General features: G+C 72.6%; 17 protein-coding genes. 10 read left to right on the top strand and 7 right to left on the bottom strand.

Annotation, left to right across the window (positions count from 1 at the left end):
- The first annotated feature begins 47 nt into the window (after positions 1-47).
- From ACQP10_RS13980 to ACQP10_RS13960, 5 genes are all read left to right on the top strand, one after another.
- Entirely contained in the window at positions 48-1,025 is a 978-nt protein-coding gene (locus ACQP10_RS13980) for a carbohydrate ABC transporter permease (RefSeq protein ID WP_346020062.1), read from the top strand.
- Positions 1,022-1,903, top strand: a complete 882-nt coding sequence (locus tag ACQP10_RS13975; protein ID WP_179818130.1) for a carbohydrate ABC transporter permease — start codon at positions 1,022-1,024, stop codon at positions 1,901-1,903. The genes ACQP10_RS13980 and ACQP10_RS13975 overlap by 4 nt, the downstream gene beginning before the upstream one ends.
- Positions 1,900-3,324, top strand: a complete 1,425-nt coding sequence (locus ACQP10_RS13970) for a GH1 family beta-glucosidase (RefSeq protein WP_346020063.1) — start codon at positions 1,900-1,902, stop codon at positions 3,322-3,324. Before ACQP10_RS13975 ends, ACQP10_RS13970 begins: the two co-directional genes overlap by 4 nt.
- Before the next feature lie 32 nt (positions 3,325-3,356).
- Entirely contained in the window at positions 3,357-4,364 is a 1,008-nt protein-coding gene (locus ACQP10_RS13965) for a LacI family DNA-binding transcriptional regulator (protein ID WP_179818132.1), read from the top strand.
- Between the two features lie 122 nt (positions 4,365-4,486).
- The gene (locus ACQP10_RS13960) at positions 4,487-6,451 is read left to right on the top strand and encodes a BTAD domain-containing putative transcriptional regulator (RefSeq protein ID WP_433541495.1); all 1,965 of its coding nucleotides are present in this window, start codon (positions 4,487-4,489) and stop codon (positions 6,449-6,451) included.
- 69 nt (positions 6,452-6,520) lie between these two features.
- On the opposite strand, the gene ACQP10_RS13955 is transcribed toward ACQP10_RS13960, so the two are convergent.
- From ACQP10_RS13955 to ACQP10_RS13945, 3 genes are all read right to left on the bottom strand, one after another.
- Complete coding sequence (locus ACQP10_RS13955; protein WP_433541494.1) at positions 6,521-7,072, bottom strand: redoxin family protein; 552 nt, start codon at positions 7,070-7,072, stop codon at positions 6,521-6,523.
- A 250-nt stretch (positions 7,073-7,322) separates the two neighbouring features.
- Positions 7,323-9,443, bottom strand: coding sequence for an ABC transporter ATP-binding protein (locus tag ACQP10_RS13950; protein ID WP_433541493.1), 2,121 nt, complete (start codon positions 9,441-9,443; stop codon positions 7,323-7,325).
- Between the two features lie 19 nt (positions 9,444-9,462).
- Entirely contained in the window at positions 9,463-10,005 is a 543-nt protein-coding gene (locus ACQP10_RS13945) for a MauE/DoxX family redox-associated membrane protein (RefSeq protein ID WP_433541492.1), read from the bottom strand.
- A 270-nt stretch (positions 10,006-10,275) separates the two neighbouring features.
- On the opposite strand from ACQP10_RS13945, the gene ACQP10_RS13940 reads away from it, so the two are divergent.
- The 3 genes from ACQP10_RS13940 (at position 10,276) to ACQP10_RS13930 (ending at position 13,902) form a co-directional block, all read left to right on the top strand.
- On the top strand, positions 10,276-11,172 hold the full coding sequence (locus ACQP10_RS13940) for an aldose 1-epimerase family protein (protein ID WP_433541491.1): 897 nt from the start codon (positions 10,276-10,278) through the stop codon (positions 11,170-11,172).
- Between the two features lie 105 nt (positions 11,173-11,277).
- Positions 11,278-12,924, top strand: a complete 1,647-nt coding sequence (locus ACQP10_RS13935) for an FUSC family protein (protein ID WP_433541490.1) — start codon at positions 11,278-11,280, stop codon at positions 12,922-12,924.
- 486 nt (positions 12,925-13,410) lie between these two features.
- The gene (locus ACQP10_RS13930; protein ID WP_346020070.1) at positions 13,411-13,902 is read left to right on the top strand and encodes a MarR family winged helix-turn-helix transcriptional regulator; all 492 of its coding nucleotides are present in this window, start codon (positions 13,411-13,413) and stop codon (positions 13,900-13,902) included.
- Positions 13,903-14,041: 139 nt separating this feature from the next.
- Here ACQP10_RS13930 and ACQP10_RS13925 read toward each other — a convergent pair whose 3' ends face one another.
- Positions 14,042-14,548 (bottom strand): GNAT family N-acetyltransferase, encoded by a 507-nt coding sequence (locus tag ACQP10_RS13925; protein WP_346020071.1) that lies wholly within the window; start codon positions 14,546-14,548, stop codon positions 14,042-14,044.
- Positions 14,549-14,755: 207 nt separating this feature from the next.
- Here ACQP10_RS13925 and ACQP10_RS13920 point away from each other — a divergent pair, with 207 nt between their 5' ends.
- On the top strand, positions 14,756-15,979 hold the full coding sequence (locus ACQP10_RS13920; RefSeq protein WP_433541489.1) for an FAD-dependent oxidoreductase: 1,224 nt from the start codon (positions 14,756-14,758) through the stop codon (positions 15,977-15,979).
- A gap of 122 nt (positions 15,980-16,101) precedes the next feature.
- Positions 16,102-17,433 (top strand): class II 3-deoxy-7-phosphoheptulonate synthase, encoded by a 1,332-nt coding sequence (locus ACQP10_RS13915; protein ID WP_179818141.1) that lies wholly within the window; start codon positions 16,102-16,104, stop codon positions 17,431-17,433.
- 75 nt (positions 17,434-17,508) lie between these two features.
- Here ACQP10_RS13915 and trxA read toward each other — a convergent pair whose 3' ends face one another.
- From trxA to ACQP10_RS13900, 3 genes are all read right to left on the bottom strand, one after another.
- The gene (gene trxA, locus ACQP10_RS13910; protein ID WP_179818142.1) at positions 17,509-17,880 is read right to left on the bottom strand and encodes a thioredoxin; all 372 of its coding nucleotides are present in this window, start codon (positions 17,878-17,880) and stop codon (positions 17,509-17,511) included.
- A 443-nt stretch (positions 17,881-18,323) separates the two neighbouring features.
- Positions 18,324-20,159: a PQQ-binding-like beta-propeller repeat protein gene (locus ACQP10_RS13905; protein WP_433541488.1), complete on the bottom strand. Its 1,836-nt coding sequence runs from the start codon at positions 20,157-20,159 to the stop codon at positions 18,324-18,326.
- Between the two features lie 16 nt (positions 20,160-20,175).
- A complete protein-coding gene (locus ACQP10_RS13900) occupies positions 20,176-21,636 on the bottom strand; it encodes a hypothetical protein (protein WP_433541487.1) in 1,461 nt (486 codons plus the stop codon).
- Positions 21,637-21,820: the final 184 nt, after the last annotated feature.

Raw genomic sequence — 21,820 nt, 5'->3', positions numbered from 1 at the left:
GACCCCGCCGCCGGGCCGGTCGCCTGCCCATCGCTGAAAGGCTATCGATGACCCTGCACGTCGACACTCCGGCACCGGCCCGGTCACGGGCTCCGCGCCGATCCCCCGGACACCGCGGCTCGGGACGGGGCGGCGGACTCGCCAGGTTCGACCTCCGGGCGACCCCCTACTTCCTCGTCTCCCCCTACTTCCTGCTCTTCGCCGTCTTCGGCGTCTTCCCGCTCGGCTACACCCTCTGGGTCTCCCTCTACGACTGGGAGCTCGCCGGCGACAAGTCGTTCATCGGAATCGACAACTACATCTCCCTGATCACCGACGCGACCTTCTGGAACGCGGTGGTCAACACGCTCGCGATGTTCGTCATCTCGACGGTTCCGCAGCTCGTCCTCGCGCTCATCCTCGCCAACGCGCTCAACAAGCGCATCCGGGGCCGGCTCTTCTTCCGCCTCGGCGTGCTGCTGCCGATGATCACCTCCGTCGTCGCCGTCGCCGTCGTGTTCACCCAGCTCTACGGGCGCGACTACGGAATGATCAACTGGTTCCTCGGCCTGTTCGGGGTCGATGCGATCAACTGGCAGAACGAGAGCTGGACCGCCTGGATCGCGATCTCCACGATGGTCGACTGGCGCTGGACCGGCTACAACGCGATCATCCTGCTCGCCGCGATGCAGACCATCCCCAAGGACCTCTACGAGGCCGCCGCCCTCGACGGCGCGTCGGCCCGCCGGCAGTTCTGGCAGATCACCATCCCGATGCTGCGCCCGACGATCATCTTCATCGTCTTCATCTCCACCATCGGCGGACTGACGCTGTTCACCGAGCCCGTCCTGTTCGACGGCAACCCCACCATGGCGGGCGGCGCCACCGGCCAGTACCAGACGGTGGCGATGTTCATCGTCAAGGAGGCGTTCCGCGACTTCGACTTCGGCTACGCGGCCGCCGCGGCGTGGCTGCTGTTCGCGCTGATCCTCATCGGCACCCTCATCAACTACTCCTTCACCCGCCGCATCGGGGGTAACAAATGACGGCGATCCACGCCCGGAGCCGCCCGGCGAGAACCGGATCCGCGCCGAGCCACATCTGGGACGCGACCCCGCTGACGAAGGTCGTCCTGGCCCTCGCGCTCGTGGTGTCGGCGTTCCCGATCTACTACATGTTCATCATGGCGACGCGGACGAACGACGACGCCAGCGAGGTGCCCCCGCCGCTGCTGCCCGGCGGCCGCCTCGGAGAGAACATCGAGCGGCTGCTGAACACCGAGGACGCCCACTTCCTCCTCGGCCTGACCAACTCGGCGATCATCTCGATCACCGTGACCGTCTCGGTCGTGCTCATCTCCACCCTGGCCGGTTTCGCCTTCGCCAAGCTCCGCTTCAAGGGCGGCAAGATCCTGCTCGGCCTGATCCTGCTGACGATGATGGTGCCGCTCCAGCAGATGGGCGTGGTGCCGCTGTACCAGCTCATGGTCGACCTCGGCTGGACCGGCCAGATCAAGGCGGTGATCCTGCCGTTCCTGGTCAACGGCTTCGGGGTCTTCATGATGACCCAGTACGCCCAGCAGGCGGTGCCGGACGAGCTCGTCGAGGCGGCCCGGGTCGACGGGGCCTCCACCATGCGGATCTACGCGAACGTCATCCTGCCCGCGCTGCGGCCCGGCATGGCGGTGCTCGCCCTCCTGGTCTTCATGCAGACCTGGAACGAGTTCATGTGGCCGCTGATCGTGCTGACTCCGGACAACCCGGTGGTGCAGACCTCGATCGCCGCGCTCAACCAGGCCCACGGCACCGACTACGTCATGCTCTTCACCGGCACGGCGGCCTCGGTCCTCCCCCTGTTCATCGTCTTCGTCGCGTTCGGTCGTCAGATCGTCGGCGGCCTCATGGAAGGTGCGGTCAAGGCGTGACCACGCAAGAAACCCGGCTACAGGCCGCGGAACTGCTGTTCCCGGCGGACTTCGTCTGGGGGGCGGCGACCTCCGCCTACCAGATCGAGGGCGCCGTCGAGGAGGACGGGCGCGGGCGGTCCATCTGGGACACCTTCGTCCGCCAGCCCGGCCGGATCGTCAACGGCGAGAACGCCGACGTGGCGATCGACCACTACCACCGCTACCGCGACGACGTGCGGCTGATGGCCGAGCTGGGCCTGGGCGCCTACCGGTTCTCCGTCTCCTGGCCGCGGATCCAGCCCGACGGCTCCGGCCCGGTCAACCCCGGGGGCCTCGACTTCTACAGCCGTCTGGTCGACGAGCTGCTGGAGCGGGGCGTGGACCCGTGGGTGACGCTCTACCACTGGGACCTCCCCCAGGCGCTGGAGGACGCGGGCGGCTGGCCGTCACGGGAGACGTCGAAGCGCTTCGCCGACTACGCGGCGGCCGTACACGACGCCCTCGGCGACCGGGTGCGCAACTGGAGCACGGTGAACGAGCCGTGGTGCGCGGCCTTCCTGGGCTACGCCTCCGGCGAGCACGCCCCCGGACGGCGCGAGCCGGCCCAGGCGGTACGGGCCGCCCACCACCTGCTGCTCGCGCACGGCCTGGCCACCCAGGCCATGCGGGCCCAGCGGTCCGACAGCATGATCGGCGGCTGCGTCAACCTCTACGCGATCTCCCCGCAGACCGAGTCCGAGGCCGACCGGGACGCCGCCCGCCGCATCGACGGCCTGCAGAACCGTTTCTTCCTGGACGCGCTGCTCAAGGGCGCCTACCCCGAGGACGTGCTGATCGACCTCGACGGGATGGCGGACTTCACCGAGGACGGGGACATGGAGATCATCTCCACCCCGATCGACATGCTGCTGATCAACTACTACAGCCGCTTCACCGTCTCCGGCATCCCCGGCGGCGCAGCGTCGGCGGCGGCGGCGCCGACCGACGCGGGCTCGCCCTGGGTCGGCAGCGAGGCCGTGTCGTTCGTCCAGGCGGGCCGGCCGGTCACCGCCATGGGCTGGGAGATCGACGACACCGGCCTGCGGGAGATCCTGCTGCGGCTGGCCCGGGAGTACCCGAGCGTGCCGCTGGTCATCTCCGAGAACGGCGCCGCCTTCGAGGACGTCGTGGGCGACGACGGCGTGGTCCACGACCGTGAGAGAGTGGACTACATCGAGACCCACCTGCGCACCTGCCATGCGGCGATCGAGGCGGGGGTGCCCCTGAGGGGTTACTTCGCCTGGTCCCTGATGGACAACTTCGAGTGGGCGTGGGGATACGACAAGCGCTTCGGCCTGGTCCGCGTCGACTATGCGACCCAGGAGCGTATTCCCAAGGAAAGTGCTCTCTGGTATGCCGGGACCATCAGGCGCGGAGGCCTGAACGGTCCGGCAGAATAAGGGGCCGGCGAATCTTCATGGGGGCAGGCGACATGAACGGCGACCGTCGTCCGACACTTGAGGCGGTCGCGGCACTGGCCGGTGTCGGCCGCGGCACCGTGTCACGGGTCATCAACGGATCACCCAAGGTGAGCGAGAAGGCCCGTGAGGCGGTGCAGCAGGCCATCGAGGAGCTGGGGTACGTCCCGAACCGGGCGGCCCGCGCACTGGTCACCCGGCGCACCGACACGGTCGCGCTGGTGGTCTCGGAGTCGGAGCTTCGCGTCTTCGACGAACCCTACTTCGCCGGGACCATTCGCGGCATCGGCTCGGCGTTATCCGAGACCGGTCTGCAACTGATCCTCGCGATGGCGCAGTCGAAGCAGGAGCACGAGCGGCTGGAGCACTACCTCACCGGCCAGCACGTCGACGGGGTGCTGCTGATCTCGTTGCACGGCGCCGACCCGCTGCCCGAGCGCCTGGAGGCGATGGGCGTGCCGACCGTCATCGGCGGCCGTCCCGTCGGCCTCACCCCCTACAGCTACGTCGACGTCGACAACCGGGCCGGAGCCCGGCAGGCGGTCAAGTACCTGCTGGGCAAGGGCCGCACCAGGATCGCCACCATCGCCGGTCCGCAGGACATGGGCGTGGGCGTCGACCGGCTCGCCGGTTACCGCGACGCCCTGCTGGCCACCGGTCTACCGGAGATCGTGGACTACGGCGACTTCAGCGAGGAGAGCGGCATGGAGGCGATGATCCGCCTGCTGGCCGACCACCCCGACCTGGACGCCGTGTTCACCGCCTCCGACCCGATGGCCCTCGGGGCGATGCGGGTGCTGCGCGAGGAGGGCAGGGCGGTCCCGTCGGACGTGGCGGTGATCGGGTTCGACGACTCCCCCGCCGGCGCCCACTCCTCCCCCACGCTCACCAGCGTCCACCAGCCGACCGAGGCGATGGGCCGGCAGATGGCCCATCTCCTCGTCGCCCGCATCAACGGCGAGCGCCTGGAACAGCCCGTCGTGATACTGGACACCCACCTGGTCGAGCGCGACTCGGCCTGAGCGTCCCGGCGGGTCCTCCCTTTCCGACAGAACGTCATCGTGGGCGGCGTCCCACGCGCAGAAGGTTTTCCACCGGGCACGTCCGCCGGGCCCCGGGCCCGGCGTCAACGCGTGGAGGTCTGATGACTCTGCGGTTCAACCTGCTGGGCCCGCTCCAGATACGCCACTCCGGCCGCCTCGTCCCGCTCGGTGCGCCGAAGCAGCGCGTCGTGCTCGCCGTACTCCTGCTGGAGGCGGGGCGGGTCGTCTCCCTGGACCGCCTGACCGCGGCCGTGTGGGAGGGCGAGCCGCCCCGCTCGGCCGTGGCCAACCTGCGGACGTACGTCAACCGCCTGCGCGACGTCCTGGGCGGTCACCACGACCGTCTCGTCGCCCACGCTCCCGGCTACACGCTGGAGGTCCGCGACGGCGAGTCGGACATCGCGGACTTCACGGAGCACGCCCGGCAGGGGCGCGCCGTGCTGGCCGGGGGCGACCCGCGGGCCGCCCTGCGCCACCTGTCGGCGGCCCTGGCGCTGTGGCGCGGCGCGGAGGCCGAGGACGTGCCGCGCACCCCCGAGCTCTCGTCGCGGCTGGCGGTCCTGGCCGAGCAGCGCTGCCTCGCCATGGAGGACCTCGCGCAGGCCCGGCTGGCCCTGGGTGAGCACGCCGAGATGCTCCACGAGCTCCGCGAGACCGTCGCGGAGCACCCCACCAGGGAACGGCTGTGGGGCCACCTCATGCTCGCGCTGTACCGCACGGGCGACGTCGCGGCGGCGCTGGCCGCCTACGAGAGGGCGCGGACCGTCCTGCGCGAGGGCCTCGGTCTGGAGCCGGGCCCGGACCTCGTCGCCCTCCAGCGCCGGATGCTCAACCGCGACCCCGGACTCGTCCCCGCGCCCGCCCGGCGGCCCGGCCCGTCCGGCGCCCGCCGGGTGGTCCCGCGGATGATCCCGTCCCCGGGCGACCTCGTGGGCCGTGACCGGGAGGTGAAGGAACTGACGCGCCTGGCCGGAGAGACGCGGCGTCCGGCCAGGATCGTCCTGCACGGCCCGGGCGGCGTCGGCAAGTCGGCGCTCGCCAGGCACGTCCTCCGGCTGCTCTCCGCCGGACGTCCCGGCGGGCACCTCTACGCCGACCTCCAGGACGTCCGTCCCGGGGCGCCGCCCCCGGACCCTTCGCGGGTCATGACCTGCTTCCTGACCGCCCTCGGCGTGCCGGCCGAGCGGATCCCGTGGGACCCGGTCCAGGCGGCCGAGGTGCTCCGGTTGCGCATCGGCGACGACGCCCCGCTGGTCCTGCTGGACAACGCCCTCGACGACGGCCAGGTACGGCCGCTGCTGACGGCCTGCGACGGCTGCCCGGTCGTCGTCACCAGCCGGGCCATGCTGTCCACGCTGGAGGGTACGGAGCACGTCGAGATCCTGCCCCTGCCGGGTGACGCCGCCCGCGAGTTGCTGGCCGGGCTGTGCGGCACGGATCGCACGGACGCCGACCCCGCCGCGGCGAACCGGATCGCCGAACTCTGCGAGTGCCTGCCGCGTCCGCTGCGGGCGGCCGGCACCCGGCTCGCCGCCCGGCGCGAGTGGTCGCTGGCGGCCTTCGCCGGCCTGCTCGCGGACGAGCGCCACCGGATGGACCTGCTCGGCAACGGCGACCTGCCCATCCGGGAGAGCATCGACACCGACTACCGGGTGCTGCTGTCCGGCACGGGCCCGGTGGACAGCGCGGCCGTCGAGCTCTTCCACCACCTCGGTACGGCGCAGGCCGTCGAGCTGACCCCCGCTGACGTGGCGCGGTCCCTCGCGTGCGACACGGTGACCGCGTCCGCCGCCCTGGGCCGCCTCGCCGACCTGCGCCTCATCGAGCCCGTGGGGCAGGCCCGTTACCGGGTGGGCGGCCTGGTGCGGTGCTTCGCCTCGGAGGTCGCCCGGAACGGGCGGGTCCCCGGACGACCCGCCGCGCGTCACCTCGCGCCGGGCTTTCCGGAGTGGGCCGTCCTCGAACGGCCCGGCGAGCGGCTCATCACCCCGGGGCGCACGGGACGGCCGGACCCCGAACGGCCCGGCGCGGCGTCCGGGCCCCGTTCCGGATCGCCGCCGCGGTAGGGCGGGAACGGCTCAAAAGACCGGTGGACACCGGGCGGCGGGGCCGGTGGGGCCGATCCGGCGCTCCCGTCAGAGGGCCGGTTCGACGTGGGCCATGATCGTCCCCGCCGCGAGGACCCCGCCCCGCTCGTCGAGGACGGCGAGGGCGGGGTAGCCCCGCACCCCCAGCGCCCTGGTCGCGGCCTCGCCCTTCCTCTCGACGATGACGTGCGCCACCGGCTGGAGCGTGTCCCGGTAGTCCGAGACGTCCTCACCGTCGGTGACCAGCACCGCCAGGACGGCGTCCCGCCCGTGCGGATGGTTCTTCGCCGCCTCCAGGAACTGCGGGACCCGCTCGGCGCACGGCGGGCAGTTCTTGGTGAAGACCCCGACCAGGGTGCGGCCGGGGGTCAGGGTCGGGCCCCGGCGCACCTCGCCGTCGGCCGTCACGGCCTCGAAGGGGCCGACGACCTCGCCGACCGGCAGCATCAGGTCCGGCAGCCTCCCGGGGAGGGCGGGAGGCCCGGAGTGCCCGGCCGGCCCGGGCAGGGCCCTCACGAGACGGGTGAGCCTGACGGTGAAGAGGAGATCGAGCGTGCACACGACGCCCACCAGCACCACGAGCGCGGCGACGAAATACATTCCTGGCCCTTTTCCTTTCCGGCGGAACGGGAAAGGGGGCGCGCCCGGAACGGACGCGCCCCCGGATCTCATCTCGGCTCAGCAGCCGTGGTCGTAGCAGGCGTAGTAGGTGGTGGTGGCGCAGCACCAGCGGCCGGAATTACAGAAGCAGTACATTCTTCTCTCCCATCGATCGGTGGACATCTCGAAAGGTAAGAGGACCGTCGATGGGATCCCTACAGCGCCGGTACTCGCCACCGTGTATCCCGCGTCACGCCCCGGGGAGATCGGCTCGCGCACCGTTTCCCGCGCCCGGGGGAAACGCCGGGGCCAGATCGCCGTCGTCCGGCTCCGTGGTCCGGTAGCCCTGGGCCTGCAGCCCGAACAGGTGGGCGTAGAGCCCGCCGCGGGCCAGCAGCTCGGCGTGGGTCCCCTGCTCGGCGACCCGGCCCCCGTCCAGGACGACGAGGAGGCCGGCCTCCCGGAGGGTGCCCAGGCGGTGGGAGACGAGCACGCTGGTCCGTCCCCGCCGGTGCTCGCGTAGCCCGACGTGGATCTCGTGCTCGGCCTCGGCGTCCAGTCCGGAGCCGGGCTCGTCCAGGATCAGCAGGTCGCGGTCCCCCCGGAGGTAGGCGCGGGCCAGCGCGAGGCGCCGCCACTGCCCGCCCGACAGGAGGACGCCGGTCCCCTGGCCACCGCCCGGCCCGTTCCCGGCGCCGCCGTCCGGACCGCCGTCCAGGTCACCGCCCAGATCGCCGTCCAGGTCGTCACCCTGGAAGAAGAGCCGGGACAGGAGGGTGTCGTAACCGCGGGGCAGCGCGGCGACGAACCCGTGCGCGCCCGCCCCGCGGGCCGCGGCCTCGATCCGTGCCCGGTCCCCGATCCGGCCGACATCGCCCAGGCCGATGTTCTCGGCCGCCGTCATGTCGTACTGCATGTAGTCCTGGAACACCGCGCCGATCCGCGCCCTCAGCCCGGCGGGGTCCAGCTCGCGGATGTCCGTCCCGTCCCACAGGATCTCCCCGCGCTCCGGGTCGTACATCCGGCACAGTAGCTTGACCAGCGTGCTCTTGCCCGCCCCGTTCCTGCCGACCAGGCCGACCGCCTCGCCGTACGGGATCGTGAGGTTCAGGCCGCGCAGGGTCCACGGGTGGTCCGGCGAGTAGCGGAACCACACGTCGCGCAGCTCCACGCCGCGGCGCAGCGGCGGCGCCGGCCGGGGCAGGGGCGGTACGGGAAGGTCCGGCTCGCCGCCGAGGACGGCCAGGTAGTGGCCGAACAGGAGCAGCTGCCGATGGGCCGCCGCCACCTCCACGGCCAGCCCGGTGAGAGCGCCCTGCACCCCGGCGACGGCCGCCGCGAAGAGGGACACGTCACCGACGGTGAGACCGCCTCCGGCCGCGGCGTGCAGCGCCCAGACCAGCCCGCCGCCGGCGGCGAGCGCGCCGAACGTGCCGGCCGCGCCCTGGACGCGCAGCTCGCGCCGGTCCGTCCGGCCGCGTTCGGCGTTCGCGGCCCGCCGCCTGCCGTTCATCAGCTCCCGCAGGTGCGCCCCGGTGCCGAACAGGCGCATCTCCTTGGCGGCCTGCACGTTCACCAGCAACTCCCGGAAGAAGAACTCCCTGCGCTCGGCCGGGCCGATCCGCCAGAGCATGGCCGCGCGGCGCCGGGCCAGCCACAGCTCCGCGGCCAGCGAGGGGACGGCCGCGCAGACGACCACCGGCGCCATCCAGGGGCCGACCACCAGCAGGGAGCCGAGGAACCCCGCCCCGGTGACCGTGGTCCTGGCGATGCCGAGGACGGCGGAGACGACCTGGCCCGGCGTGGTGGCGCCGTGCTGCTGGGCCATCCTGAGCCGGTCGAGGAAGACCGGGTCCTCGAACCTCGCCAGCCCCACGAAGCGCTCGGCCGCCCGGAAGAGCCGGTCCTGGGCGGCCAGCCCGACCCGGCGGCCGGTCTCCTCCCTGGCGTACCGCGCCGCCTGGGGGACCACGGCCGCCAGCACGCCGCAGGCCGCCAGCGCCGCGCCCAGGCCGGTGAGGGCCGGGGAGGTGGCCGCGCCCCGGGCGATGAGGTCGATCGCCGACTTGGTCAGCCACGCCGTCACCACCGGCAGCGCCGCCCCGGCCAGGGTGAGCAGGGCGAAGGCGGTGGCGAGCCACGGGCCCGCCCGCCACGCCAGGGCGAGCGCCGCCGCGGCGCCCCGTACGCTCGCCCGCGCCCGGGGCCGGGAAGCGGCGTCACCGGCCCCGGCGGACGGCCCGACGGACGGGGGGCCGGGCGGAAAGCCCGGCGGAAAACCCGGCGGGAGACCCGGCGGAAGGCCGGGTGGGAGGCCGGGCGGCCCGGCCGCCGGGGCGGGCGGCGGGCCGGACGGGACTGGTTCGGGCATCGGGAGGATCCTCCAGGCTTCACAGGGACCGGAACAGGTCTCCGACGTCCTCGGCGTGGACGACGAGCACGGCGAGGAGGGCGCCGGCGAGCACCGCGACGAGGGTTCCTTCGAGGCCGGCCGTACCGCCTCGCGTCGCGAGGCCGGCGGCGGCGAGGGCCGCGGACCCGGGCACGAGGTTCCTGATCACCTGCCCCCGGCCGACCGGCCGGGCCGGTTCACCGAAGCAGTGGCAGGCGCCGTCGTGACCGGCGCGCACGGCACGGGCCAGCACCCCCGCGAACACCAGCAGCAGGGCGGCGCCCAGGAGCAGCCCCGCCGGAGCCGTGGCGGGCGCCGCGACGAGGACCGGCACGCCCGCCTCGGCGGCCAGGACCAGGGCGGCGATCCGCCGGCTCCCCAGCCTCCGCGCCGGCGGCCAGGACGGCAGCAGGCGCTCCACCGCCTCCTCGAAACGGCGGTAGGCCGTCCCACGGCGCGCCTTGCCGTGGACGGACGCGATGAAGAGCACCGCCAGAAACGCCCGGCAGGCGAGGACGGCGTGGACGGCGGCGTGCTGCATGTCGGCGCTCCCGGCGGCGTGTCCCCTCGCGGCCGTTCCGCGGGTGCCCGTCACGTTACGGAGGCCCGCGGTCAAGGCAGATACGGACCGGATACACACGGGCGTGTATCGGTTCGGGGATCGGCGGCCGTTGACCGCCGATGCGGTGATCCCTAACGTTGGACCATTATGGGAGCGCTCCCATATATGTTCCGGCGGTCCCGGCGGTGACCGGGCTGCGAAAATGGGGTAGGGCGCCCGCACCGCCCGCCCGATCGAAAGGATCTCCCCTTGGCCCGGCAGTTCACCCTCCGCAGCGGCACCATGCACGCCGAGATCACCGAGCGGTCCGCCGCCCTGCGCGTCCTTCGCGACGGCGAGCGCGACCTCGTGGTCTCCTGGCCGGAGGACGGGCCGATCCCCTACTACAGCGGCACCCTCCTCGCCCCCTGGCCCAACCGCGTCGGAGGCGCCCGCTACACCTTCGAAGGGCGGGAGCACCGGCTGCCCGTGAACGAGGAAGATCGCGGCAACGCCCTGCACGGGCTGGTCGCCGAGACCGACTGGACGGCGGTGGAGTGGCTGTCGGTGGAGGACGAGCACGGCTTCGTCCGGCTCGCCCACACGATCACCCCCACCCCGGGCTACCCGTTCACCGTCGCCCTGGAGGTGCGTTACTCCCTGACCCCCGGCGGGCTGACCACCACGCTGACCGCCGAGAACACCGGTGACGCCGACGCCCCCTACGGCTGCGGCCCGCACCCGTGGCTGCTGGCGGGCGACGACGTCGAGCGGTATGAGCTGCACGTGCCGGCCGGCAGGGTTCTGCTGGTGGACGACCGGCTGCTGCCGCGCGCGCTGGAGGACGTCTCCGGCACGCCGTACGACTTCACGGCCCCGCGCGTGGTGGGGGACACCGCCGTGGACCACGCCTTCACCGGCCTCGCCGCCGACGTCTCCGGGCAGGCCGCGGTACGGCTGCGCGGCCCCGAGGGCGGGGTCGAGGTGCGCTGGGACGCCTCCGTGCTGCCCTGGGTGCAGGTGTGCACCGGGACCGGCCTCGGCCACCGCGGGCTGGCGGTGGAGCCGATGACCTGCCCGCCCGACGCCTTCAACTCCGGCACCGACCTGATCGTGCTGCGACCCGGTGAGAAGGCCGAGGCGTCCTGGACGATCTCGCCCTGCTGAGCCCGCGCCGCCCCGCGCCATTCCGGCGACGTTCCCCAGGTCACAGCCCCCAGAGCGTACGGTTCGCAGATGTTTTACATATAAAACACCTGGTAAGCTTCATGGGTGAGCGTGTTCCCCGTCGAGAAGCCGATCCTCCACGTCCGCATGCCCGTCCGCGCGTCGCTGCGCCTGGGACCGCTCGGCGACATCTGGCACAAGCCGGCGTTCAGTGCCGTGGCCTCGGTCGCCGTCCCCCAGTTCGCGCTGCTGCTCGCCGGCCGGCCCGACCTCGCCGCCTACGCCGCCGGCGGCTCGCTGTGCGCCCTGTACGGCCACGGCCTGCCGTACGCCGCACGGGCCAGGACCCTGGCGTGGGTCGTGGCGGGGATGCTGGCGAGCATCGCCGTCGGGCTCGTCACCGCCTCGCTCACCGATTCCACCGTCCTGCGGGTCGCGGTGGCCGCGCTCCTGGCCGGGGCGCACAAGGCCACCTGCGACGCGGCCCGGATCGGCCCGCCCGGGCACGTCGTGCTCACCTTCGTCGCGGTGAGCGCCGCCTTCCTGCCGCAGCGCCTGGCCGACGTTCCCGCGCATCTGGCGCTGGCGCTGGCCGCCGGGGTCGTGGCATGGCTGGTCGGGATGGCCCCGGCGCTGGTCAGGCCGGACGGGCCGGAACGCATCGCGGTCGCCCGGGCCCTGGAGGCCGCCGCCCGCCTGCTGCGGGCCTCGTCCGGCGGCCAGGAGCCGCCGCAGGCCCGGCACGCGGCCGCGGCCGCCGTCAACGCCGCCTGGCAGACGCTGCTGCGCGCCGGGACCGCCGGAAGCCGGGCGGAGCTGCGGCGGCTCCTGGTGCGCGCCGAGTCGGCGGCGGCGCTGCCGGCGCGGCACGCGGCCGAGGCCGACTCGTTCACCGCGTGGGCGCGCGATCTGCGCAAGGGCCGCCCGCTGCCGATCCCCGGGCGGTCCGGGACGCCCGGGGAGGACGCGGGCGAGGAGGCCGAGCTGTCCGGGGTGGCCGCCGAGCGGCCCCGGCGCCACCGTCTCCTGCCGGAGGTCGCCGGGAGATGGCGCGTGGTCATGATGGTGGCGGCGGGCTCCGCGCTGGCCGGCTGGGCGTCGATGGCGCTGGGGGTCGGCCGGCCGTACTGGGCGGTGGTGACCGCGGCGGCGGTGTTCGCCGCCAACACCACGCTCTCGTGGAACCGGGCGCTGCAGCGCGTCGTGGGCAACCTGCTGGGGGTCGCGCTGTTCACGCTGGTGGTGCCGCTGACCCGGCTGGGGCCGCTCGCCCTCGTGGCCACCGTGCTGGTCATGCAGTTCCTCACCGAGGCGACGATCACCCGCAACTACTGGCTGGGCAGCGTGTTCGTCGCCCCCATGTCCATCCTGATGACCCAGTTCGCCGGGGTCCAGCCGGTGGGCGAGCTGGTCGCCGACCGCTGGCTCGACACCTGCGTGGGCGCCGTGGCCGGACTGGCGGCGTGCGTGCTGCTGCCCGACCGGCGGGCGGCCCGGCGGGTCCACGAGGGGCTGGAGCGCCTGGAGCGGGTCGTGGCCGAGCCGTCGCCCGCCGACCCCGGCCAGGCCAGGGCCGCCCGCGACCGCCTCAACGCCTCGCTGGTCGAGCTGCGCGAGGCCGCCGACACCGCGGCGGGCGAATGGTGGAGCACGGCCCTGCCCCAGGAACGGATCACCACCGCCGAACGCGCCGGCCACCGCAAACTCACCGAACTGACGGGACCCGCGAGAGGGCGCCGGTGTCTGGACTGAGGAACGCAGTCGCGAAGCGACGGAGTGACGAGGGAAGACACCGGACAAGAGCCCCCGAGCCGCGACGCGCCAGCGTCGCCATGAGCAGAGAGCGCAGCGAGCGAACGACGAGGGAAGTCAGCGGTCACCAGCCCCCGAGCCGCGACGCGCAGCGTCGCCATGAGCACAGTGAGGGGCGCCGGTGTCTGGACTGAGGAACGCAGTCGCGAAGCGACGGAGTGACGAGGGAAGACACCGGATCAAGAGCCCCGAGCCGCGACGCGCAGCGTCGCAATGAGCACAGTGAGGGGCGCCGGTGTCTGGACTGAGGAACGCAGTCGCGAAGCGACGGAGTGACGAGGGAAGACACCGGATCAAGAGCCCCGAGCCGCGACGCGCAGCGTCGCAATGAGCAGAGAGCGGAGCGACGGAGTGACGAGGGAAGACATCGGGTCTGAGCCCCCGAGCCGCGACGCGCAGCGTCGCAATGAGCAAGAACAGGACGCCGTGGCGATCGCGCTGCGCCAGTGGCGGCGGGTCCTGCCCGATGCCGACCTCGACACGATAGCGGTCATCGGCCGGCTCACCCGGTGCGTCGCGCTCCTGCAGCACGCCGGGGACGCGCCGCTGGGCCGTGCCGGGGTCAGCCGCCCGGAGTTCGACATCCTGTGCGCGCTGCTGCGCGTCGGCGGCGAGCTGACCCCCGGCCGGCTGGCCCGCGAGACCTTCGCCTCGGGCGCCGCCGTCACCAAACGGCTCAAGCGACTGGAGGACGGCGGGCTGGTGGCGCGGCGGGTGGACGAGCGCGACCGCAGGGTGGCGCACCTGTCGCTCACCGACGCCGGCCGGGAGCTCATCATGCGGCTGCTGCCGGAGCAGCTGGAGTACGAGACCGCGCTGCTGGCCGGGCTGCCCGCCGAGCGTGAGCGGGAGCTGGCCGACCTGCTGGGCGAGCTGTTGCTGCTGCTTGAGGGCCGTCTGGGCGGCCTCATCGGCTGACGGGGCCAACCGGGCCGGCCGATCGGCGGACCGGGTACCCGGTGGCGCGGGCGGGTGAGCACCTGCGTCGGCCGGGCCGGTCGTGGGTCCCGTGCTCGGGCAGCGCCCTCGCCGGTGGCCGGGGCGCCCGGCGCGGTCGTCAGCTCGGGCGCGGGAGGTGGAACATCTCCGACTCCAGGCCGAAGAAGCGCGTGGTACGGCCGCGCGAGGTCATCCCGAGCCGCCGGCAGACGGCCATGGAGGCGTCGTTGCCCGGCTTGACCAGGGCGTACACCTCTTCCAGCCCGGAGGCGAACCCGCGTTCGACCGCGCCCCGGGCCGCCTCGGTGGCGTAGCCGTTGCCCCAGGAGTCGGGGTGGAAGTGCCAGCCGACCTCGACCTCCCCGTCGCCGCCGGGGATCGGCCGGAACAGCACGGTCCCAGCGGGCACCCCGGTGTCGCGGACCTCGACCGCCCAGGAGCCGAACCTGCGGTCGCGCTCGTGGAAGGCGTGCCAGCCGTCCACCGCGGGCGCCGCCTCGAAGTCGAAGGGCGGCAGCCAGCGGAGGACCTCCGGCCGGGTGTAGATGTCGGTCATCCGGTCGAGGTCGGCCGGGTCGTGGGTCCATTCGCGGACGATGAGCCGCTCGGTCTCGTAGACAGTCATGCCGGATTTCTATCGCAGCCTGGGCGCCGGGCACGTCCCCCGGAAGAGTGATCGCACGGTCGCACAGGAATCGAACGGGCCGTACAGGAACCGGGCGGACCGTACAGGAACCGGGCGGGTCGTGCGGGAACCGGACGGATCGGCGGATCGGCGGAAGGAGGTTTACCTTCGGTCCCACCCGTGAAATAATTCAATGGGTGATGAATTATGACAGAGAACACGTGCGTGATCGCCGGGGCCGGCCCGGCGGGAGCGATGCTCGCGCTGCTGCTGGCCCGCGCGGGCGTCAAGGTCACACTGCTGGAGAAGCACGGCGACTTCCTGCGGGACTTCCGGGGTGACACCATCCACCCCTCCACCCTGCAGATCCTCGACGAGCTGGGGCTCGCCGAGGAGTTCCACCGGCTGCCGCACCGCAAGGAGCATCGGCTGGTCATGATGACCGACGACGGTCTGGCACCCGTCGCCGACCTGACCCGGCTGCCGAGCAGATACCGCTACATCGCCTTCGTCCCGCAGTGGGACTTCCTCAACCTGGTCACCGAGGCCGCCGGGCGGTATCCGTCCTTCCGGCTGGTGATGAACGCCGAGGTGACCGGCGTGATCCGCGAGGGCGGCGCGGTGCGCGGGATCCGCTACCGCGACGCCGAAGGCGAGCACGAGCTGCGCGCGACGCTCACCGTCGCCGCCGACGGCCGCACCTCCGCCGTGCGCCGGGCCGCCGGGCTCGTGCCGAAGGAGTTCGGCGCGCCGATGGACGTGGTGTGGTTCCGGCTGCCGCGCGAGGCGTCCGACCTCGGCCAGACCTTCCTGCGGCTGTCCAGCGGCCGCATCATGGTGGCGATCGACCGCGGCTCCTACTGGCAGCTCGCCTACGTGATCCGCAAGGGCGGCTTCGACGCCCTGCGTGCCGGGGGGATCAAGGCGCTGCGCGAGCAGGTCGCCGGCCTGCTGCCGTTCCTCGGCGACCGCGTCGGGCTGCTGGACGGCTTCGACGACGTGAGTGTGCTGTCGGTCCGGGTGAACCGGCTGTCGCGCTGGCACCGTCCCGGCCTGCTGGCCATCGGCGACGCCGCGCACGCCATGTCACCGATCTTCGGGGTCGGCATCAACCTGGCCGTGCAGGACGCCGTGGCGGCGGCCAACCTGCTGGCCGGGCCCCTCGCCGCCGGGGCCGACATCCCCGAGTCACTGCTCGCCCGCGTCCAGCGGCGTCGCATGCCGCCCACGGCGGTCACCCAGCTCGCCCAGCGGGCGGTGCAGGCCGCGCTGATCAGTCCCACCCTCTCCGGCCGGGTCCGCCCGGTGGGGCTGCCGCGTGACGTCTCCCGGCTCCCGGTGGTCGGCGCCCTCGGCCGCCGCTTCATCGGTTTCGGCGTCCTCCCCGAGCACGTGAGGAGCCCGGAGGCGCCCCCTCCCCGGCGGAAGTGAGCTGAGAACCGGCGGGCCGGCACAAGAATCCCCCCGCCGGCGTCTCATTTATGGCGAAAGGTGTCTCACTCCTTGAACAAAGGGGTCCGGCCGGTGACGCCGTTGCAATAGCCTGGTGTGTCGTGAGCATCAACTTCGATTCCTGGCGGCAGCTGCCTGCGGCGCAGCAGCCCGAGTGGCCCGACCGCGACGAACTGGAGAAGGTCGTCGCCGAGCTCAAGGGGCTGCCGCCCCTGGTGTTCGCCGGCGAGTGCGACAAGCTCAAGGCCGAGCTGGCGGCGGTGGCGCGGGGCGAGGCGTTCGTGCTGCAGGGCGGCGACTGCGCCGAGACCTTCTCCGGTGCGACCGCGAACGACGTGCGCAACAAGCTCAAGACGCTGCTGCAGATGGCGATCGTGCTCACCTACGCGGCCAAGGTGCCTGTCGTGAAGATCGGCCGGATGGCCGGCCAGTTCGCCAAGCCGCGGTCCAAGCCGACCGAGGCCCGCGACGGCATCGAGCTGCCCACCTATCGGGGCGACATGGTGAACGGCTTCGACTTCACCCCCGAGGCCCGCGTCCCCGACCCGTGGCGACTGCTGCGCGCCTACCACTCCTCGGCCGTGACGCTGAACCTCGCCCGCGCCTTCACCCGCGGCGGCTACGCGGACCTGCGGCAGGTGCACGCCTGGAACCAGGACTTCGTGATCGAGTCGCCCGCCGGGAAGCGCTACGAGCAGCTCGCCCGGGGGATCGACCAGGCCCTGGCGTTCATGCGCGCCTGCGGGGCCGACCCGAACGAGTTCCACACCGTGGAGTTCTACTCCTCGCACGAGGCGCTGATCCTCGACTACGACCACGCCCTCACCCGGATCGACTCCCGGACCGGCCTGCCGTACGACGTGTCGGCGCACATGGTCTGGATCGGCGAGCGCACCCGCCAGCTCGACGGCGCGCACGTGGAGTTCTTCTCCCGGATCCGCAACCCGATCGGCGTGAAGCTCGGCCCGACGACCACCCCCGAGGACGCCCTCGCGCTCATCGAGCGGCTGAACCCGGACAACGAGCCGGGCCGCCTGACGTTCATCACCCGGATGGGCGCCGGGAAGATCCGCGACCACCTTCCGAACCTGGTGGAGAAGGTGACGGCGAGCGGCGCCACGGTGGCGTGGGTCTGCGACCCGATGCACGGCAACACCTTCGAGGCGCCCAGCGGCCACAAGACCCGCCGTCTGGACGACGTGCTGAACGAGGTGGCGGGCTTCTTCGAGGTGCACGGCGCGCTCGGCACCCACCCCGGCGGCATCCACATCGAGTTCACCGGCGACGACGTCACCGAGTGCGTGGGCGGCGGGCTGGAGATCGTCGAGGACGACCTGGCACGGCGCTACGAGACGGCGTGCGACCCGCGCCTCAACCGGAGCCAGTCGCTGGACCTGGCCTTCCGGGTGGCGGAGCTGTACCGCTCGGCCTGAGCTCCGCCTCTGAAGGCGGACATGATGAGAGCCCCGCGGCCGTTCACGGCGCGGGGTTCTCGTGGTTCGGGGGCCTCAGCCTTCCTGGGCGCCCATCTCCTTGGCCAGCTCGGCCCGGATCGCGTCCATGTCGAGGGCGCGGACCTGACCGATCAGGTCTTCGAGGGCCGGCTCCGGCAGCGCCCCGGGCTGGGCGAAGACGACGATGCCGTCGCGGATGGCCATGATCGTCGGGATCGAGGTGATCTCGAAGCCCTGGGCCAGCCCCTGCTGCGCCTCGGTGTCGATCTTGCCGAACTTGATGTCGGTGTGCTTCTCCGACGACTTCTCGAAGATCGGGCCGAACGTGCGGCACGGCCCGCACCAGGCCGCCCAGAAGTCCAGCAGGACGATCCCGTCGTCGGCGATCTCGTTGAAGTTCTGCTCGGTTACCTCGATGGTCGCCACCGGTGGCTCCTCTTGTCGTTCACGTCTGTACGGCTCCCATAACCACCTACCCCCCGCCGGACATTCCATGGCGGCCGCCGTCGCGCTCCGTCACCGCACCCGGCCAGGAAGGCCGCCCGGCCCCGAGGAGCGAACCGCGAGGGGGCGCCGGTGTCTGAATCGAGGAGAGCCGCGAGGGGGCGCCGGTGTCTGGACTGAGGAACGCAGGAGCGAAGCGACGAAGTGACGAGGGAAGACACCGGACAAGAGCCCCCGAGCCGCGACGCGCAGCGTCGCCATGAACACAGCGAGGGGGCGCCGATGTCTGGACTGAGGAACGCAGGAGCGAAGCGACGAAGTGACGAGGGAAGACACCGGGCAAGAGCCCCCGAGCCGCGACGCGCCAGCGTCGCCATGAACACAGCCCCCGAGCCGCGACGCGCCAGCGTCGCCATGAGCACGGCCTACTCCGCCTCGACGCGCAGCACGGTGACCGCGGAGCGGGCGGTGATCGACTGGAAAGGCATGATCACCAGCGTATCGCCGCGGTAGTAGATGTGGGCGTCCCGCGACTCCCCGCCTGCCTTCTGCGGCAGCTCGGCGGCCGGCGTCGCCTTGCCGGTGGCCGGGTCGATCCTGGTCAGTCTGGGGGCCGGCTCGTTCCGGCCGCCCTCCTCCATGACCAGCAGGCCCTTGTCCCCGGCGGTCCCGGTGTCGACGAAGGTGAGCATGTTCGCCCCGGTCCCCGATGACTTCCACAGTTTGCGGCCCGTCTTCAGGTCGAAGGCCACGACGTCGTCGCGGCTGATCCCGCCGCCCTCGGTGTTCACCGGGAAGGTGGCCAGGTAGAGGGTGTCGCCGCGCACCGCCGTACGGAGCTCCCGGTGACCGCCCTCGATGTAGATGGTGCCGTTGAGCTTCAGCAGGTCGACCTTCTCGTCGGTCTCGAACTGGCGGAGTTTGCCCCCCTTGCCGTCCAGCACGAGGATCGTGGCGCGATCCCCGCCGCTCCACACCGCCAACGGCGGGTCCGCCGAGATCAGGGCGTCGGGAACGCCGTAGTCGTCGGCGATCCGGTGCTCTCCCCGGTACTGGCCGGTCCGTGCGTCGAGCACGACGACGCGGGCACCGCCCTGCATGCAGCGCAGGGTGACGACCACCTGCCTGGGCGAGGCGGCGGCGTCCTCGGTCGAGCACGCCTGCGAGGACGCGGACGTCCACATCTTCTTCCCGTCCGCGGGATTGTAGGCCGACACCTGCCCGGCGGTCCGCACGATCGCCAGGTCACCGGCGAGCATGAGGCCGGGGGCCTCGATGCTCTTCATGTTCGCCCCCGACGCCTTCGCCGGGATCGTGGTCTTCCACAGCAGCTTGCCGGTCTTGGCGTCGATACCCGCCAGGTGGTTGCAGACCTTCAGGGTGGTGCCGTAGGCCACGACGCCCCGGCCGCCGACGATGCCGGGGGTGGCCCCGCAGAGCTGCGCGCCGGGGGCGGGCGTGCCCCAGACCCGCTTGCCGGTCTTCAGGTCGTAGGCGAGCACGCCGTCCTTCTGCGCCCGGACGACGGCGGTGTCGCTCATCCAGGCGCCGAAGGCGATCGAGGCGTCGGTGCCGATGACCTCGGTGCCGGCCGTGGTGAAGGGGACCTGCCAGTCCCCCGCCCGCAACTCCTCTCCGGCCCCGAACCCGCCGGAGACGAACCAGGCGGTGCCGGCGCCGATGCCGAGCAGCGCGACGAGGCCGAGTGCCACGAAGAGCACGGTCCTGCCGGTCCTCCGCCCGGCGAGCGGCGGGGCGGGGTGCGCGCCCTGCGGCTGGGGAGCCTGGTACGGTCCGGGGTCCGGCTGCGGGTACGCCCCGGGGCCCTGCGGCGGTCCCGGTTGATACGGCGCGCCGGGCTGCGGGCCGGGCTGCGGGTACGGCTGCCCGCCCTGCGGCCGGCCCGGCGGGTACGGCGTTCCCTGCGGCTGCGCTCCGCCGGGCTGCGATCCGCCGGGACCCTGCGGGTACGACCCGGGGCCCTGCGGATACGACCCGGGGCCCTGCGGGTACGAGCCAGGGTCCTGGGGGTACGGCCCGCCCTGCGGCGGTCCCGGCTGGTACGGCGCGCCGGGCTGCGGGTGCGCCTGGCTCAACGGATACGGCTGCCCGCCGTGCCCTCCGGTCTGCTGCGGCGGGTACGGCGACGCCCCCTGCGGCCAGGGCGCCGGCGCCCCCGGGGCGCCGGGCTGCCCGCCGTACCCTCCGGCCTGCTGCGGCGGATGCGGCCACCCCTGCGGGACGTTGCGGTCGTCGGTCATCTGTTCTCTCTCCCCGTCAGCCGAGCCGGCTGCGGACGTAGTCGGCCCATTGCTGCTGGAACCGGTCCTTTCCGATGCCCAGGACCTTCTGCAGCGCGTCCTCGGGCTTGCCGTCGTGGTAGCAGGCGGTCACGAACTCCACGAGCTTGGGCTCGCCGTACCTCTCCGCGATCAGCTGCATGGCGAGGTGGCCCATCAGGTAGTTCACGCTGGTCATGCCCTTGACGTCCCAGAGGATGTTGTCCGGGATGCGGCCGGTGAACTGCTGGGAGAGCCGTCCGGCCAGATAGGCGCGGCCCTCCTCGTAGCGGAGGTTGGCGGTGATGGGCCTGCCCCGGTTGGCCGAGTATTCGGCGAACCCCTCGACCACCCAGTTGTCGAGCCGGAGGAAGCCGCCTTTGCCGCCGTCCAGACTGGCCAGCGCCGAGTGCGTGAACTCGTGGCGGAAGATCTCCCCGATGCCACCGGTGGTCTCGAAGAAGGGTGAGCCGGTGTCCATCACGACCCGGGTGGCGCCGATGATCATCTCGCCGGACATACCCCAGGCGGGCATCGGGATGGAGACCCCGGACTCGGGGGCCTTCTCCTTGCGGAACAGATTGCCGAGCTGGTCATGGCCCTTGACCAGCGCCGTCACGAAGCCCTTGGGCACCGACTCGCCCTGCACGCCGTTCTGCGCCAGCCAGCCGAGGGCGGTCCGCGCGGACTGCTCGGCGATCGGGGCCACCCGCTTCGCTTCGGCGGCGAGCTGCGGCGGGGCCAGGACGGTCACGCGGGGAGTCTTGACGACGGTGACCTCGGGCCAGACGTCCCACGGCCCGGGGTAGTAGACGGTCTTGGAACCCACGGCGACCGGCGCCGGGGCGCCGCCCACCTTGGTGACCACCAGCGGGGCACCGGCCTTCTGCCTGGTGACCGTCCAGCGGTACCACTCGGTGACCGTGCGCAGGTCGGTCCCGTCGAACCGGTGGACGAAGGCGACGTCGAGGCTGAACTTCACCCCCCGGCCGAAGCTGTCCTGGGCGCGCCCTTCCTGGGTCAGGGTCTGGTAGGACATCTGGGAGAGCGGCAGCTTGCGCAGGTTGTTGAAGAGCATGGTCTGCTGCCGGAGCAGCGCCGTGTTCCGCTGGTCGAAGATCCCGGTGTACGCCTTGAGGTCGCCGTCGTTCAGCGCCGCGGTGTGCGCTTTCAGCATCCCCTCGATGTCCTTCTTGGTCACCGCCACGGAGTTCGGGTCGGCGGGGGCCGTCTCCTCGGCGAGCGGAACGTAGCCGTCGCCGGCGTTCAGCACCGTGCCCACCACGACCCCGGCCCCGACCGTCACCAGGACGGCGAGCACGGCGAGGGTGATCCACAGCCACGTTCTGCGGCGGCGCGGCGGCGCCGGGGGTACCGGCGGCTGCTGCCCGCCCGGCTGCCGATCCTGGGGTCCCTGGCATTGCGGATACGGCTGCTGTGCGGGCTGCCCGGGCGGCATGGACGGTTGTCCGTACGGTGTGGGCGGCTGCCCGGGCGGCATGGACGGTTGTCCGTACGGTGTGGGCGGCTGCCCGGGCGGCATGGACGGTTGTCCGTACGGTGTGGGCGGCTGCCCGTACGGCATGGACGGCGTGGACGGCTGCCCGTACGGGGGCCGGTCGTCCCACCGGACCGGTGCGGGT

It is taken from the genome of Streptosporangium sandarakinum (assembly GCF_050942225.1).
In the GTDB taxonomy this organism is placed as follows: domain Bacteria; phylum Actinomycetota; class Actinomycetes; order Streptosporangiales; family Streptosporangiaceae; genus Streptosporangium; species Streptosporangium nondiastaticum.
Note: the sequence above shows the minus strand (reverse complement) of the source record. Positions and strands in the feature narration are given on the sequence as shown.